Source organism: Mesorhizobium sp. Root695, from assembly GCF_001428185.1.
Taxonomy (GTDB): Bacteria; Pseudomonadota; Alphaproteobacteria; order Rhizobiales; family Rhizobiaceae; genus Mesorhizobium.
The window spans coordinates 157132-171867 of record NZ_LMHO01000046.1; the positions used below are offsets into that span (position 1 = coordinate 157132).

Genomic DNA, 14736 nt, shown 5'->3' on the forward strand with positions numbered 1-14736 from the left:
GTCACCTGTCCATTTCTTGAGCGCGCGCCTGAGCCCGCTGGAAGAGCATGATCGGCACGATCAGCAGCAACAGCAGGATGACGGCCACGGCCGACGATACAGGCCAGTCGCGATTGGCGAAGAACTCGTTCCACAGCGTCTTGCCGATCATCAGCGTCTGCGACCCGCCAAGCAGATCGGGAATGACGAATTCGCCGACGGCCGGAATGAACACCAGCAGACAGCCGGCGATGACACCGGGCAGCGACAGCGGGAAGGTGATCTTCCAGAAAGCGCCGGTTGGCGGACAGCCGAGATCCTTTGCTGCCTCGATCAGCGAATAATCCATCTTCTCAAGAGCGGAATAGAGCGGCAGCACCATGAACGGCAGGTAGGAATAAACGATACCGATGAAGATCGCCGTGTAGGTGTTGAGGATGATCAGCGGCTGGTGAATGACCCCAGTGGCGAGCAGCAGCTGATTGAGCAGCCCTTCGGGCTTGAGAATGCCGATCCAGGCGTAGACGCGGATCAGGAACGAGGTCCAGAATGGCAGGATCACCAGCATCAGCAAGGTTGGGCGGATCGTCGCCGGCGCGCGCGCCATGCCGTAGGCGATCGGATAGCCGACGAGCAATGTCAGGACCGTCGAGATCGCGGCGATGATGACGCTGGTCACATAGGCGTTGAAGTAGAGCGCGTCCTGCGTCAGCCAGGTGTAGTTGTCGAGACTGAGTTGCTTCAGCTGAGCAAGGAACCCGGAAATGCCGCCGCTGAAATCGAGTGCCGGCGTATAGGGCGGAATGGCGATCGCCGTTTGCGACAGTGAAATCTTGAAGACGATGACGAACGGAATGAGGAAGAAGAACAGCAGCCAGACATAGGGGACGATGATGACCAGGCGGCCAAAGAAGGCGGCGCCCAGCCTGGCGAGGGCGGATCCGCCGGCATTGGTAGCCGGGGCTGATGCGGTGGTGACGGCGGCGCTCGACATGGTCGCCCCCTACCGCGTCAGCACGACGCCGGCGTCGGGCCGGAAGGAAACCCAGGCGCGGTCGTTCCAGCTCAACGGATCCTCGGTGATGCGGGCCGCGTTCATGGTGCTCGCACGCACCACCTGGCCGTCGTCCAGCCTGACATGATAGACGGTCATGTCGCCGAGATAGGCGATGTCGTAGACCTCGCCCTCTATCGCGTTGACCGCCTCGGCCGGCTTCTTCGACGACACCTTGATCTTTTCCGGCCTGATGGCGAAGGTGACGGCCGTCCCAGCGCCGGCGGTGCCGGCATTGTCGGTGCGGATGGTGATGCCATTGCCGGCATCGATGCTGGCGCTGCCGGCCTCGCCACGCGCGATCTTGCCTTCGAACATGTTCACATTGCCGACGAAGCCGGCGACGAAGCGCGACCCCGGCGCCTCGTAGACTTCGGCCGGCGTTGCCACCTGCATCACCTCGCCCTTGTCGATGATGGCGATGCGATCGGCCATCGTCATCGCCTCTTCCTGGTCATGGGTGACGACGACGAAGGTCAGTCCGAGGTTCTGCTGCAGGTCCATCAGTTCGAACTGCGTTTCCTCGCGCAGTTTCTTGTCGAGAGCGCCAAGCGGCTCGTCGAGCAGCAGCACCTTCGGCCGCTTGGCGACCGAGCGGGCGAGTGCGACGCGCTGGCGCTGGCCACCTGACAGCTGATGCGGCTTGCGCTTGGCGAACTGCTCGAGCTTGACCAGCTTCAGCATCTCGGCAACGCGCGACGCGATCTCGGGCTTCGGCATGCCGTCCTGCTTGAGGCCGAAGGCGATGTTGTTCTCGACCGTCATGTGCGGGAACAGCGCATAGGACTGGAACATCATGTTGACCGGCCGCCGGTAGGGCGGGATGCCGCGCAGATCCTGGCCATCGAGCAGGATGCGGCCTGATGTCGGCTCCTCGAAACCGGCGAGCATCCTGAGCAGCGTCGATTTTCCGCAACCGGAGGCGCCGAGCAGAGCGAAGAACTCGCGCTCGAAGATGGTCAGCGACAGATTGTTGACGGCGGTGAAGTCACCGAACTTCTTGGTGACGTTGTCGAACTGGATATATGGCTTGGCGTTCGGGTCGTTCCACGGCGCAAAATCCCTGCGGATGCTGCCAAGCGATTTCATGTCCCACTCCGTCCTGACTCTTGCTTCTTGCCCCAGAAAAGAATGGTCCCGGCAGGTGGCTGCCGGGACCATGTCGGATTGCTTACTGGCCAGTAACGATCTTGGTCCAGGTGCGCGTGATGACGCGCTGGGTCTTTGGATCGTATGGTGAGACGGTGTAGAGCTTCTTTATCGTTTCGGCATCGGGATAAACCGAAGGATCATCCAACAGTGCCTTGTCGACGAATTGCTGCGAAGCCTTGTTGCCGTTTGCGTAGAGCACATAGTTCGACGACTTGGCGATAACTTCCGGCTTCATCATGTAATTGATAAACTCGAGCGCCTCCGCGACATGCTGCGCGTCAGCGGGGATCGCCATCTGGTCGAACCACATCTGAGCGCCCTCCTTCGGCACGGAATAGCCGATCTCGACGCCCTGCTTGGCCTCGACCGCGCGGTTGCGGGCCTGGAATACGTCACCCGACCAGCCGACCGCCAGGCAGATATCGCCGTTGGCGAGCGCGTTGATGTATTCGGAGGAGTGGAACTTTCGGATATAAGGCCGGACCTTGAGCAACGTCTCCTCGGCCTTGGCGATATCGTCTGGCGACGTGCTGTTCGGGTCGAGGCCGAGATATTTCAACGCCGCCGGGATGATGTCGGCCGGCGAGTCCAGTACATACACGCCGCAGTCCTTCAACTTGGACAGGCTGTCGGGATTGAAGAAGACATCCCAGCTGTCGATCTTGTCGGTGCCGAGTGCCGCCTGCACCTTCTTGATGTTGTAGCCGATACCAACCGTGCCCCACATGTAGTTGACCGAGTATTCGTTGCCGGGGTCATACTTGGCGGTTCGCTCCGAGACCGTGTCCCACATGTTGGAAATGTTCGGCAGCTTCGACTTGTCTAGCTTCTGGAACACCCCGGCCTGGATCTGACGCGCGAGGAAATTGCCGCTGGGCACGACGACGTCATAGCCGCTGCCGCCGGCAAGCAGCTTGGTTTCAAGGATTTCGTTGGAATCGAAGGTGTCGTAGACGACCTTGATACCGGTTTCCTTGGTGAAATCATCGATGATCGAACTGTCGATGTAGTCCGACCAGTTGAAGACGTTGACGACGCGGTCTTCGGCGTGACCGCCGACGGTAAAAAGCGTCAGAAATGCCGAGGTTGCCGAAAGCCAGAGCGCTTTGCGGATCATGCTATTCTCCTTTGGTGAGTGTTCCATTGCCGGCTCGTCGCGGACCCCGCGCGACCGGGCATTTGTTTCAGACTATTGAGCTTTCCAAGGGCCGACAAGCGCGAACTGGCGACACCATGCAGGCGGTTCAATGAGCGGCAAGAGATGGCTCTGTGTCCCTGCGGCGGCCTGAGAGGCGTGCCGATACCGTCAGAGGCTTTCGCCGTGGCGGGGGCAGAGATACGACGATATGGTCCGGTCTCGATCTGACCGGCTGGGAGACTTGGCAAGATACGCCTGTCTTGTTGTTGCCGTGGTCTCAGCCTGCCCGCGCGGCTACGAAGTTGTCAATGGCAAAGCTGCACACCGCTTCAATTAGGCGACGGCACCCCGGTGACCCCTGCACGCTCGGGCCGTGTCTGGCGCTTGAACTCAAGCCCGATATGGACGAGCAGCGCCGTCACCACCACCGCGCCACCGATGATGGTGCGCGCCGACGGCACCTCGGAATGGATGAGCCAGACCCATATCGGGCCGAGGATCGGCTCGAACGTGCCGAGCAACGCCGCGATGGCCGCCGGGATCAGCCGTGCGCCAGTGGCGAAGAACGCGAGACCAATGCCGAGATTGACCACGCCGAAAGCAAAGAGAAAGCCCATGTCACTGACCGATACAGTGAATGTCGATGCCTGTGAGGCGGCAAAGCCGGCCGCAAGCATGGTGCCGAGACAGGTTGCCGGCGTCATGCGTACGCTGGAAAACCGCCGGGTGATGACGGTCGCGATCGAGAACATGACCGCGATCAACAGCGCCAACCCGTCGCCTATGGGCGAGACGGCGCCATCAAGCGATTCCGACACCATGATGGCGACGCCGGCGATGACGGCGGCAATCGCCACCCAGGTCGTGATACCAACCCTTTCGTGGAACAACGCCCAGGCAAACAGCGCCGCCAGCAACGGCACGCCGGCCTGCATCAACAGGATGTTGGCGACGGTGGTGTAGGCAAGCGCCACAACGAAGGCGGTCGACGCGGTGGCGAAGCAGATCCCGACGGCAAGGCCGGGCAGACCCATGTCACGGAACATTTTCAGCATGCCGCGCCAGCCGTCGCGCCAGACCATGAAGCAGACCAGGAAGGCGGCTGCCCAGATGGAGCGCCAGAAAATAACCGTCCAGCTGTCGCCGGTGGTGATGACGCGGGCGATGGTGCCGCCGAAACTCCACATCAGCGCCGACAGGAACACCAGCAGGAAGCCGATGCGCTCCTCCCGTTGCGGGACGCTCGATGAAACAAGGATCGGCGATGGTGCGGTGTCGGTCATGGGCGCGACTGTCGGGCTTTTGTGGACGGGACGATGCGCAAGGGACGACGAAAAGATGCTCTGTTCGCGTAACGCAAAGACGCAGGCCGGGGGTGAGCCAGCGACCGGCGACAATTGTGGCACCTTGCCTCGGCGCTACTGGAAGTCGAAGGCGCTCAGGCCCGTCACCATCTCGTCGAGGCCGAGCGGACGCGTCACCGGCGGTTCGGCGCGCGCCAGGCAGCCGACGCGTTCGCAAAGCCGGCAGGCAGGCCCGACAGGCGTCGCCGCTACACTGCCAGCCTTTGCGGTGATTGCCGCACCGGGCAACGCTGCGCCATAGACGATCTCGTCACGAAAGCCGATGTCGCAACCGAGCAGCAGCGCGGTGCGGCGCGGGCGTTCCGAGAACGCGCCTTGCGGCCCTTCCAGCGTGCGGGCGATGCACAGGAACTCGGCGCCGTCGGGCATTTCCACTGCCTCGACGAAGATCTGGCCGGGCTGGGTGAAGGCCACATGCACGGGCAGTTTGGGACAGCCGCCGCCGAAGCGGCTTTGCGGAAAGCCCTGGCTGCCGGCCTTGCGGAAGCGGTTGCCGGCGCTGTCGACCTCCAGCATGAAGAACGGCACGCCTGAGGCACCCTGCCGCTGCAGCATGGTCAGCCGGTTCGCCGCCTGTTCGAAAGAGACCCCGAAGCGCGAACGCAGGACGTCGACGTCATAGCGGGCGCGCACGGCTGCCGCATGAAAGGCCTGATAGGGCATCATCAGCGCATGCGCCGCGTAGCGGCCAAGTTCGAAGCGGGCTAGGCGGCGTGCCTCGTCGGTGGTGAGTTTGAGCGCCTGGATCTCGCCGGCGACCGCGACTGTCATGCGGATCAGACAGGCCTCCATCGCGACTTCGCGCAACTGGTCGAACGGCGACAGGCGTTCGGACAGGAACAGGCGCTGCGAGTGGCGATCGTAACGGCGGCGCCAGTTCGGCATGGTGGCGACCGGCAGCACCTTGACCACGATGCCATATTCGCGCCTCAGCCAGGCCTTCAGCGCGCCGAACAGATCGTCGCCGGGATCGAGGACCGAGGTGAACGCCGCGGCCTCCTCCTCGAGGGCTGCGAAATGGTTCGGCCGGCGCTCGAAAATCTCGTGCACCTCGTCGATCGGCAGGCGGGCGCCGGAAAGCGCCGTCGCGCGACCTTCGCGCGCCAAAAGCGCGTTGAGATCGGACAGGCGCTCGGCCTGCTCGCGATAGGCGCGGAACAGTTTTATCACCGCCGCGGACGCGTTGGGCGCTGCCTCGGCAATCTCGATCAGCTCCTGATCGCCCGGCAGCTCGCCGACCAGCAGAGGATCAGTGAACACCTCCTTCAAGGCGGCGACAGACCCCCTTGCCTCGCCCTGCAACTCGTGTGGGTCGACCTTGTAGACGGACGCCAGTTTCAGGATCAGCTGCACCGTCAGCGGCCGCTGGTTGCGCTCGATCAAGTTGAGATAGGACGGCGAAATGCCGAGGCCCTCGGCCATCGCCGTCTGAGTCAGGCCCTTGGCGTTGCGGATGCGGCGGATGCGCGGCCCGGCGAATATTTTCTGGTCAGCCATCGACTGTCCTTGACAGGAATTTACACAAGTTTCGCGGCAACCTCGCTGCGCTGCCCTTTACAATCATGACAAATTTACAATGCGAGTCTGTCAAAGGCAACACAGATTTTCCCTTATATTTCGCCAACTTCCTTGATTTTTCTGGCTCATTTTGCGCCGCAATGTAAATTCAGTCATATCCCGGCGCACAGATGATCAACGCCCGGACACGGTGCAGCAATCTTTCGGAGTGACCCATGACCGATTTTTACAACCTCGTCCCATCGGCGCCTGAAGGTCGCTTTGACGGTATCGAACGGCCCTATTCCGCGGCGGATGTTAAGCGGCTGCGCGGTTCGGTGCAGATTCGCCAGAGCCTCGCCGAAATGGGCGCCAACCGGCTGTGGAAGCTCATCCACGAGGAGGACTTCGTCAACGCGCTCGGCGCCATGTCTGGCAACCAGGCGATGCAGCAGGTGCGCGCCGGATTGAAGGCGATCTATCTGTCGGGCTGGCAGGTTGCCGCCGACGCCAACACGGCTGGCGCGATGTATCCGGACCAGTCGCTCTATCCGGCCAATGCGGCGCCCGAACTGGTCAAGCGCATCAACCGCACGCTGCAGCGCGCCGACCAGATCGAGACGTCCGAAGGCAACGGGCTTTCGGTCGAGACCTGGTTCGCGCCGATCGTCGCCGACGCGGAAGCCGGCTTCGGCGGACCGCTCAACGCATTCGAGATCATGAAGGCCTTCATCGAGGCGGGTGCCGCCGGCGTCCATTATGAGGATCAGCTGGCGTCGGAGAAGAAGTGCGGCCATCTCGGCGGCAAGGTGCTGATCCCGACCGCGGCGCACATCCGCAACCTCAACGCCGCGCGCCTGGCAGCGGACGTGATGGGCACGCCGACCCTGGTCGTCGCGCGCACCGATGCGGAAGCCGCCAAGCTGCTCACCTCCGACATTGACGAACGCGACCAGCCTTTCGTCGACTATAGCGCCGGGCGTACGGTGGAAGGTTTCTACAACGTCAGGAGCGGCATCGAGCCCTGCATCGCCCGCGCCATCGCCTATGCGCCTTACGCGGATCTGATCTGGTGCGAGACCTCGAAGCCCGACCTGGCACAGGCCAAGAAATTCGCCGAGGGCGTGCGCAAGCATCACCCCGACAAGCTGCTCGCCTACAATTGCTCGCCATCGTTCAATTGGAAGAAGAACCTCGACGACGCGACGATCGCCAGGTTTCAGAAGGAGCTCGGCGCCATGGGCTACAAGTTCCAGTTCATCACACTCGCCGGCTTCCACCAGCTCAACTATGGCATGTTCGAACTGGCGCGCGGCTACAAGGCACGGCAGATGGCGGCCTATTCCGAGTTGCAGGAGGCGGAATTCGCTGCCGAGGCCGATGGCTACACCGCGACCAAGCACCAGCGCGAGGTCGGCACCGGCTATTTCGACGCCGTGTCGATGGCGATCACCGGCGGCCAGTCGTCGACCACCGCCATGCATGAATCGACCGAGCACGCACAGTTCAAACCAGCCGCGGAATAGCGGATCACAGAAATACAGAGGAAACGCCCAACGGGGCTTGGAACACAAGGAGAAGACCAATGGCATCGATAAGCCGCGTCAAGGAACGCGCCGAGGAACAGTCCACGACGATGAGCGTCGACCAGCAAGCGACGATCCGCATGCTGGCCAACGACCTGCACCGCCTGAACCAGTCGGTGATGAAGGCGGTCGAGGCGGGCGTCTCGGTTGAGCTCGTGCGCTCGGCACGCCACCACGGCGGCGACGGCAACTGGGGCGATCTGCTGATCCCGGTGATCGTCACACAGCAGAGCCACGGCTGATCGAAATCCTTGCAACCTACCCTTCACCTGCGCAGTCTCTGCGCAGGTGAATTTTCTTTTTACGAAATGCACGAATGGACAGTTCAGTACAGTAGCGTTGCTTGGAATGCACTGCCCCCGGAGATGATTTCGGGTCGTTTTATTTCACCTTGACATGGGCTTCGATCTCACGCCAATTGCGCTCCAGATTCAACTCTGCATTGAAATAGGGGCGAGCTTCTTGGCCGACTTGTGTGCCCAGTGAATCGCGAAGGCGAGACTCCCAGACATCCAAATCTGGTGACCCGCGACTCAAGCACCGAGACGATCCATGATCCGTCGCAGGTGCTTGTCGTTGGCAGATCGCCAATCAATCGCGTGGTGATCTCAAAGATCGTCGAGCGATCCGGGCTCAAGCCGATTTCGGAATCTCCCGACACGGCGGCAAGGATCTTGCGGTCCCTCATTCCCGGCGCGGTTGTCCTTGACGGCGGCGCAGACAACAAGGACTGCGACAGTCTGATGTCCAGCATCGCCGCGTTGCGGCGGGTCTCGGGCAAATCGCAGCCACCGGTAATCCTGCTTTCAACCAAGAATGGCACGACGGAAAGCCTGGGCCTGTCTGATATCATCGATGTCGTGGTCGCCAAGCCGATAACGCCCGAACGGTTGCAACCGGTGATCGATCGCCTGATCGGCCGCTAGAGCAATTGCAGGAAAAGTGTGTAACGGTTTTTCCGTCCGGAATTGCGCAAAATAGGTAAGGCCCGGCGATCAGCCCGGATTGATGATGCTTTCAACCAGTCCGGGCAGTTGTCCGAGATCGGATATCTGGCAAAACCTCGATTCGGCCACCGGCGCCTCGACATGCTCCAGCACCCAGGTCAGTTCATGCGGCACATGGACACCCCAACCGCCGGCCTCGATGGCCGGCACCACGTCCGACTTCAGCGAGTTGCCGACCATCATGCTTTTCGCAGGACCATCGCCGTGGCGGTTGAAGAGTCTGTTATAGGTGGCGGCATTCTTGTCGCTGACGATCTCGACCGCATCGAACAAATCGCCCAGGCCTGACCCAGCCAGCTTGCGCTCCTGGTCGAAGAGGTCGCCCTTGGTGATCAGCACAAGGCGGAATGCGCCGGCAAGCTTCTCGACAGTCTCGCGCGCATGCGGCAGGGGCTCGATCGGATGGCTCAGCATCTCGCGGCCGGCATCGAGAACCTCCGATATGACCGAGGCCGGCACGCGGCCTTCAGTGACCTCGATCGCCGTTTCGATCATCGACAGGGTAAATCCCTTGATGCCGAAGCCATAGATGGCGAGGTTGCGCCTTTCGGCTTCCAGCAATCGTGCGGAGATGTGCTCCGCTTCGCCATGATCGGCAAGCATGGCGGCAAAGCGCTTCTCCGTCAGGCGGAAGAACTGCTCGTTCTGCCACAGCGTGTCGTCGGCATCGAAGCCGATCGTCGTCAGTTTACCGTTGTGCCGCATTGAACGTCTCGATTGGCATTGGGAATGGGGAAACTAAGCCGATTGGCGTGATTTTCAACCGCGTCAGCCAATGCCCGACGCGGCTCCCCTTCCCTTCCATAGGGGGGCACGGCTATACTCCACAATCCGCAACCCAATCTGGTGAATGATGCCGCCTGCAAAAAAGGAAGTCCGTCCGTCGAGCCGCGGAGGACGTGCCCGCACGCCTGCCTTCGTGAAAAACCAACGGGGCGTCAAGAACTGGAAGGAAGTCAGCGCCTGGCTGGAATGGCGCGGCATCGAGGACATCGAGTGCATCACGCCCGATCAGGCAGGCGTCGCGCGTGGCAAGATGATGCCATCGAAGAAATTCACCTCCAACACCTCGCTGGCACTGCCCTCGGCAGTCTTCATGACGACGATTTCCGGCGGCTACCCCGAGGATGGCAACGGCTTCCATTACCCGGAAGACGACGGCGACCTCAAACTGATGCCGGACCTCTCGACGCTGACTGTGGTGCCCTGGGAAGAAGATCCGACGGCCGCGGTCATCTGCGACCTCGTCCACCAGGATGGCCGCTCAGTCGAGTTCACACCGCGCAATGTGCTGAAGCGTGTGGTGGCTGCCTATGACAAGCTCGGCCTGAAGCCGGTGGTGGCACCCGAGATCGAGTTCTACCTGGTGCGCAAGAATCCTGATCCGGACTATCCGCTGACACCGCCGGTCGGCCGTTCAGGACGCGCGATCGGCGGCGGCGCCGGCTATTCGATCGCCGGCGTCAACGAATTCGACGAGCTGATCGACGACATCTACCATTTCTCCGAAAGCCAGGGCCTGGAGATCGATACGCTGATCCACGAGGAAGGCGCCGGCCAGCTGGAGATCAATCTGCGCCACGGCGACCCGATCGAACTGGCCGACCAGGTGTTCATGTTCAAGCGCACCATTCGCGAGGCGGCGCTGAAGCACGAGATCTATGCCACCTTCATGGCCAAGCCGATCCAGGGGCAGCCTGGCTCCGCCATGCATATCCATCAGTCGATCATCGACAAGAAGACCGGACAGAACATCTTTTCGGCCGCCGACGGCTCGGAAACCGACGATTTTTTCCACTTCATCGGCGGCATGCAGAAGCACGTGCCGAACGCGCTGGTGATGTTCGCGCCCTATGTCAATTCCTACCGCCGGCTGACACAGGCGGCGTCGGCGCCGGTCAACAACAAATGGGGCTATGACAACCGCACCACGGCGTTTCGCGTGCCACGCTCCGATCCGGCGGCTCGGCGCGTCGAAAATCGCATCCCGTCCTCCGATGCCAACCCCTATCTGGCGCTGGCGGCATCGCTTGCCTGCGGGCTGATCGGCATCACCAACAAGATCAAGGCCGAACCTCCCGTCCTGACCACAGCCAACGCCGACGAGATCGACCTGCCGCGCGGCCTGCTCGAAGCCGTCGACCTGTTCGAGGGCGACGAGGAACTCTGCGCGCATCTGGGCAAGTCCTTCGCCGCGACCTATGCGGCGATCAAGCGCGCGGAATTCGAGACCTTCATGGAAGTGATTAGTCCGTGGGAGCGGGAGTATCTGCTGCTCAATGTTTAGGGCAATAGCGAATAGCGAATAGCGAATAGCGAATAGCGAATAGCGAATAGCGAATAGCGAATAGAAATGATGAGACAGGCGACACAGTCTCGATCAACCCTCACTTTTCAATTCTTCCCTATTCGCTACTCGCTATTCGCTTCCCCTTCCAAATCTCCGAGTCTTCACCGCATCATGACCTACCAATCCCCGATCTCCCCCGGCCGTTCCTGGTATGAGGACACGGCCGGCCCATGGCCGGAATACCCGGCGCTTGATGGCGACCGGACTTGCGACGTCGTCATCATCGGCGGCGGCTTTACCGGCCTGTCGGCGGCAGCGCATCTGGCCAAGGCGGGCGCCAATGTCGTGCTGATCGAGGCGTATCGCTTCGGTGATGGCGCCTCGGGGCGCAATGGTGGTCAACTTGGCACCGGCCAGCGTGCCTGGGCTGAGGAGCTGGAAGCCGAGTATGGTTTCTCCCGCGCCAAGGCGCTGTTCGATCTTGCCGAAGAGGCGAAGACGCATCTCCTCGAATTCGCCGCCGCCAACCAGATCGATATCGACTATATGCCGGGCCAGCTCTCGGTGGCGCACAAGCCGCGCTACGTCGACGACTACAAGGCGCATGCCGAGACCATGGCGAGCCGTTTTTCCTACCCGCATATCTCGTTCATGGATGCCAGGGAGACGGCGGAGCGGCTGGGCTCGACCGCCTATTTCGGCGGGACTCGCGACACCGGCACTGGCCACATCCATCCGATGAAGCTGGTGATCGGTACAGCGCGGGTGGCAGCGCAAGCGGGCGCGCAGCTGTTCGAGGGGACACCATCGACCGGGATCATTTCCCATGGCGGCAAGGTCAAGGTTTCGACACCGAGAGGCACAGTGACCGCGCAGAAATGCCTGATCGCGGTCAATGCCTATGGCGGCACGCTCGAGCCGGTGAGTGCGGCGCACATCATGCCGATCGGTTCGTTCATCGGCGCCACCGTTCCTCTGGGAGCGGACTCAGACGTGCTGCCGGGCGGCGAGGCGGTCGACGATTCCCGCTTCGTCGTGCGCTATTTCCGCAGATCGAAGGACGGGCGGCTGCTGTTTGGCGGACGCGAGGTTTACGGCGTCAACGATCCGAAGGATATCCACATCCACATCCGCCGCCAGATCGCCGAACTCTATCCGGCGCTCAGGGATGTCGAGATCACGCATGGCTGGGGCGGCTATGTCGGCATCACGGTGCCGAGAAAGCCGTTCGTGCGCGAAGTGATGCCCAATGTGATCTCGGCCGGCGGCTATTCCGGCCACGGCGTCATGCTGTCCAACTTCTTCGGTAAGCTCTATGCCGAAACCGTAGCCGGCAACCGCGACCGGCTGAAGCTGATCGAGGATCTGAAAATCCCGCCCTTCCCCGGCGGCCGGCGCTTCCGCACGCCGCTGCTTTTCCTGGCGCTCAACTGGTTTGCGCTGCGGGACAGGATTTAGGACCGGTTCCGTCCCGATGGAATCAGGACCGGGCTCCATCTGTTGGTTGGCATGATTTTTGGCGACAGCCTGATGCCACTTTCGGGATCATGCGCCGGGTGGATAGGATCGTTCTGAATTCCTGTAATATTGCTGTAATATTTGTTGCCGTGGCGACACATTGCAGAATCCCCGGCGAAGGTGCAGAATCACAGGGAAGGCGTAGTGATGCCACAATCACCGGCAAAAGATGCCGGTTGTGGGCGACTGACGGGGAATTCTGCGGGCTTGCCCGCTTTGGTTTCTTGGGATCGATGCAGATCTGGCGCCAGGTTCTTGGCATTCGATCGAAAGAACATCGGCCCGCTTATGGAGGTGGCAAGAGTGAGAGAGCCCTTCAGTTTCGGTACGCCGGAACGTCGGCGCTTTGCCATGCAGTTCGGGTATGACATGCGGCCGTCCTTCTGGCAGGAAGTCCGTTCGAATTCGCATCTGGTGATCGCCGCGATCGGCACCGCCGCACTGTTTGGCGTCGCCGCCGTTGCGCTGTGGCTGGCATTGCCGGCCAATGACAGGCAAGCGGCAGCGAGCCCCGAGCAGACCATTCCAACCATTCCGGTGAAGACGACGAAAATCGCGCCGGCAGGAGCAGCGGTGGCTGCGGCAACCGTGCCGCAGGCGCGCAAATCCAACGCGGTTTCACCGACCGTAGCGGCCGCTGAAGCCAACATCCCCGCACTCGCGGCCAACGATCCGCGCTGGACCGGTTCGCAGCCGAAGGCTGCACCCGCTTCCGACGCGCCTGCTCGCAGCCAGGCGGCGAACCAGGCTGAACAGGCGCCGGACAAGCCGGCGGCATTCGCGCAGCCGTCAGCCGATACCGATGCCGCCACCGAACTTGCCAAGGTCGCCGCGCCCACCTCGCCGTCGGGCGGCCATCCCGATGGTGCACAAACCGCCGCCATACCGGAGGTGCAGCCGCAAGTGACGGCGCAGCAGCCGGCAGCGGCGGAAGGCGATGGCAGCCAAGCCAAGGAAAAGCCAAGGAAAATTGCCGTCGCCGGAACCGGACGGATCCTGCGGGCCGTGACCATGCGGAGTGGTCCGAAGAAAAATGCGGCCGCCATCGTCACGGTGCCAGCCAGAACCTCGGTGCAGGTGATGAGCTGCAAGAAATGGTGCCAGATCACCTACAACGGCAAGACCGGCTGGATCTACAAGAGCTACATCAAGACCGGCGCCTGACGCCCATCGCCCTGCGTGGAACGTGCCTCTTGCTTTTGTGCATGTCGTTCGCCCAAAACCGGTTCTCGCTTCTGGGCGACCCAGGGCCTTCAGATACAGCGGCCGCCGTCGACCTCCAGCGCGACACCGGTGATGAAGGCGGCTTCGTCCGAGGCCAGCCAGAGCGCTGCGTTGGCGATATCGAGCGGCGTCGAAAGCCGGCCGAGCGGGATCGATGCCCGGAACTTCTCGCGGATTTCGGGCGTGTCGGCGCCCATGAATTTCTCCAGCATGCCGGTCTCGCCGGCAACCGGGCAGAGGCAGTTGACGCGGATGTTCTTCGGCGCCAGTTCCACCGCCATCGATTTGGTGGCGGTGATCGCCCAGCCTTTTGACGCATTGTACCAGGTGAGGCCCGGCCGCGGGCGCAGGCCTGCGGTGGAGGCCGTGGTCAGGATGACGCCGCCGCCTTGCCGCTCCATGATCGGCACCACGGCGAGTGCCGCATGATAGATCGCCTTCATGTTAACTGATGTGATCAGGTCGAAGGTTTCCTCGTCGACGTTGAGCATGTCGCCATTGCGATGGGTGTAACCGGCATTGTTGACCATGATGTCGATGCGGCCGAAGGCGCTTTTTGCGGCATAGACCATCTCGTCGAATTCGGAGCGCAGCGAAACATCCGTCTGGGTCCAGATCGCCGCTTCCCCGATTTCGCCGGCGACGCGCTCCGCGCCCTTGGCATTGAGATCGGCGACAACGACCTTGGCGCCCTCCTGCGCAAAGCGCCTGGCGATGCCCTCGCCAAAGCCCGACGCGGCACCGGTGATGACGGCAACCTTGTTTTCCAGACGCATGTTTTTCCCGCTCATGATTGGTGACGATCAACCGGCGCGCCAATGGCGCTCATCCGCACAGAGCCAGGGCTTCTGACCGGATTGGGCGAAAGATGTGCGGCCATTGCCGATTTCTCCTTTGGCTTTCGCTTCGATCCCGCTCTATGCTGCA

13 protein-coding genes are annotated in these 14736 nt (G+C 61.9%); 6 read left to right on the forward strand and 7 right to left on the reverse strand.

The genetic code is table 11. The features are described from left to right. Position 1 precedes the first annotated feature (1 nt). From ASD99_RS31095 to ASD99_RS31115, 5 genes are all read right to left on the reverse strand, one after another. Positions 2-973: an ABC transporter permease subunit gene (locus ASD99_RS31095; protein ID WP_057145977.1), complete on the reverse strand. Its 972-nt coding sequence runs from the start codon at positions 971-973 to the stop codon at positions 2-4. Positions 974-982: 9 nt separating this feature from the next. After that, on the reverse strand, positions 983-2122 hold the full coding sequence (locus ASD99_RS31100; protein WP_056583305.1) for an ABC transporter ATP-binding protein: 1140 nt from the start codon (positions 2120-2122) through the stop codon (positions 983-985). An 82-nt stretch (positions 2123-2204) separates the two neighbouring features. After that, the gene (locus ASD99_RS31105; protein WP_057145978.1) at positions 2205-3302 is read right to left on the reverse strand and encodes a polyamine ABC transporter substrate-binding protein; all 1098 of its coding nucleotides are present in this window, start codon (positions 3300-3302) and stop codon (positions 2205-2207) included. 350 nt (positions 3303-3652) lie between these two features. Next, positions 3653-4606 (reverse strand): DMT family transporter, encoded by a 954-nt coding sequence (locus ASD99_RS31110; RefSeq protein ID WP_057145979.1) that lies wholly within the window; start codon positions 4604-4606, stop codon positions 3653-3655. A 135-nt stretch (positions 4607-4741) separates the two neighbouring features. After that, positions 4742-6184, reverse strand: coding sequence for a helix-turn-helix domain-containing protein (locus ASD99_RS31115; protein ID WP_057145980.1), 1443 nt, complete (start codon positions 6182-6184; stop codon positions 4742-4744). Between the two features lie 236 nt (positions 6185-6420). On the opposite strand from ASD99_RS31115, the gene aceA reads away from it, so the two are divergent. From aceA to ASD99_RS31130, 3 genes are all read left to right on the forward strand, one after another. Continuing rightward, complete coding sequence (gene aceA, locus ASD99_RS31120) at positions 6421-7710, forward strand: isocitrate lyase (RefSeq protein WP_057145981.1); 1290 nt, start codon at positions 6421-6423, stop codon at positions 7708-7710. Positions 7711-7769: 59 nt separating this feature from the next. Next, the gene (locus tag ASD99_RS31125; protein ID WP_006202762.1) at positions 7770-8012 is read left to right on the forward strand and encodes a hypothetical protein; all 243 of its coding nucleotides are present in this window, start codon (positions 7770-7772) and stop codon (positions 8010-8012) included. Between the two features lie 279 nt (positions 8013-8291). Continuing rightward, a complete protein-coding gene (locus tag ASD99_RS31130) occupies positions 8292-8696 on the forward strand; it encodes a response regulator (protein WP_413813971.1) in 405 nt (134 codons plus the stop codon). 69 nt (positions 8697-8765) lie between these two features. On the opposite strand, the gene ASD99_RS31135 is transcribed toward ASD99_RS31130, so the two are convergent. After that, positions 8766-9482 (reverse strand): HAD family hydrolase, encoded by a 717-nt coding sequence (locus ASD99_RS31135; protein ID WP_057145982.1) that lies wholly within the window; start codon positions 9480-9482, stop codon positions 8766-8768. A gap of 145 nt (positions 9483-9627) precedes the next feature. On the opposite strand from ASD99_RS31135, the gene ASD99_RS31140 reads away from it, so the two are divergent. The 3 genes from ASD99_RS31140 (at position 9628) to ASD99_RS31150 (ending at position 13749) form a co-directional block, all read left to right on the forward strand. Then, positions 9628-11064, forward strand: coding sequence for a glutamine synthetase family protein (locus ASD99_RS31140; protein ID WP_027035719.1), 1437 nt, complete (start codon positions 9628-9630; stop codon positions 11062-11064). Between the two features lie 174 nt (positions 11065-11238). After that, positions 11239-12525 carry an NAD(P)/FAD-dependent oxidoreductase gene (locus tag ASD99_RS31145; protein WP_057145983.1) on the forward strand — a complete coding sequence of 429 codons (1287 nt, stop codon included), beginning with the start codon at positions 11239-11241 and terminating at the stop codon, positions 12523-12525. Between the two features lie 363 nt (positions 12526-12888). Next, positions 12889-13749, forward strand: a complete 861-nt coding sequence (locus ASD99_RS31150) for an SH3 domain-containing protein (protein ID WP_057146022.1) — start codon at positions 12889-12891, stop codon at positions 13747-13749. A gap of 89 nt (positions 13750-13838) precedes the next feature. Here the strand turns inward: ASD99_RS31150 and ASD99_RS31155 are convergent, their stop codons facing one another. Next, the gene (locus ASD99_RS31155; protein ID WP_056583320.1) at positions 13839-14585 is read right to left on the reverse strand and encodes an SDR family oxidoreductase; all 747 of its coding nucleotides are present in this window, start codon (positions 14583-14585) and stop codon (positions 13839-13841) included. Between the last annotated feature and the right edge of the window lie 151 nt (positions 14586-14736).

Bases quoted from the DNA above. Each gene is read 5' to 3' on its own strand.
- ASD99_RS31115 (WP_057145980.1), bottom strand. From the start codon at position 6,184: ATGGCTGACCAGAAAATATTCGCCGGGCCGCGCATCCGCCGCATCCGC.
- ASD99_RS31095 (WP_057145977.1), bottom strand. From the start codon at position 973: ATGTCGAGCGCCGCCGTCACCACCGCATCAGCCCCGGCTACCAATGCC.
- aceA (WP_057145981.1), top strand. From the start codon at position 6,421: ATGACCGATTTTTACAACCTCGTCCCATCGGCGCCTGAAGGTCGCTTT.
- ASD99_RS31145 (WP_057145983.1), top strand. From the start codon at position 11,239: ATGACCTACCAATCCCCGATCTCCCCCGGCCGTTCCTGGTATGAGGAC.
- ASD99_RS31140 (WP_027035719.1), top strand. From the start codon at position 9,628: ATGATGCCGCCTGCAAAAAAGGAAGTCCGTCCGTCGAGCCGCGGAGGA.
- ASD99_RS31125 (WP_006202762.1), top strand. From the start codon at position 7,770: ATGGCATCGATAAGCCGCGTCAAGGAACGCGCCGAGGAACAGTCCACG.
- ASD99_RS31135 (WP_057145982.1), bottom strand. From the start codon at position 9,482: ATGCGGCACAACGGTAAACTGACGACGATCGGCTTCGATGCCGACGAC.
- ASD99_RS31105 (WP_057145978.1), bottom strand. From the start codon at position 3,302: ATGATCCGCAAAGCGCTCTGGCTTTCGGCAACCTCGGCATTTCTGACG.
- ASD99_RS31100 (WP_056583305.1), bottom strand. From the start codon at position 2,122: ATGAAATCGCTTGGCAGCATCCGCAGGGATTTTGCGCCGTGGAACGAC.
- ASD99_RS31155 (WP_056583320.1), bottom strand. From the start codon at position 14,585: ATGCGTCTGGAAAACAAGGTTGCCGTCATCACCGGTGCCGCGTCGGGC.
- ASD99_RS31110 (WP_057145979.1), bottom strand. From the start codon at position 4,606: ATGACCGACACCGCACCATCGCCGATCCTTGTTTCATCGAGCGTCCCG.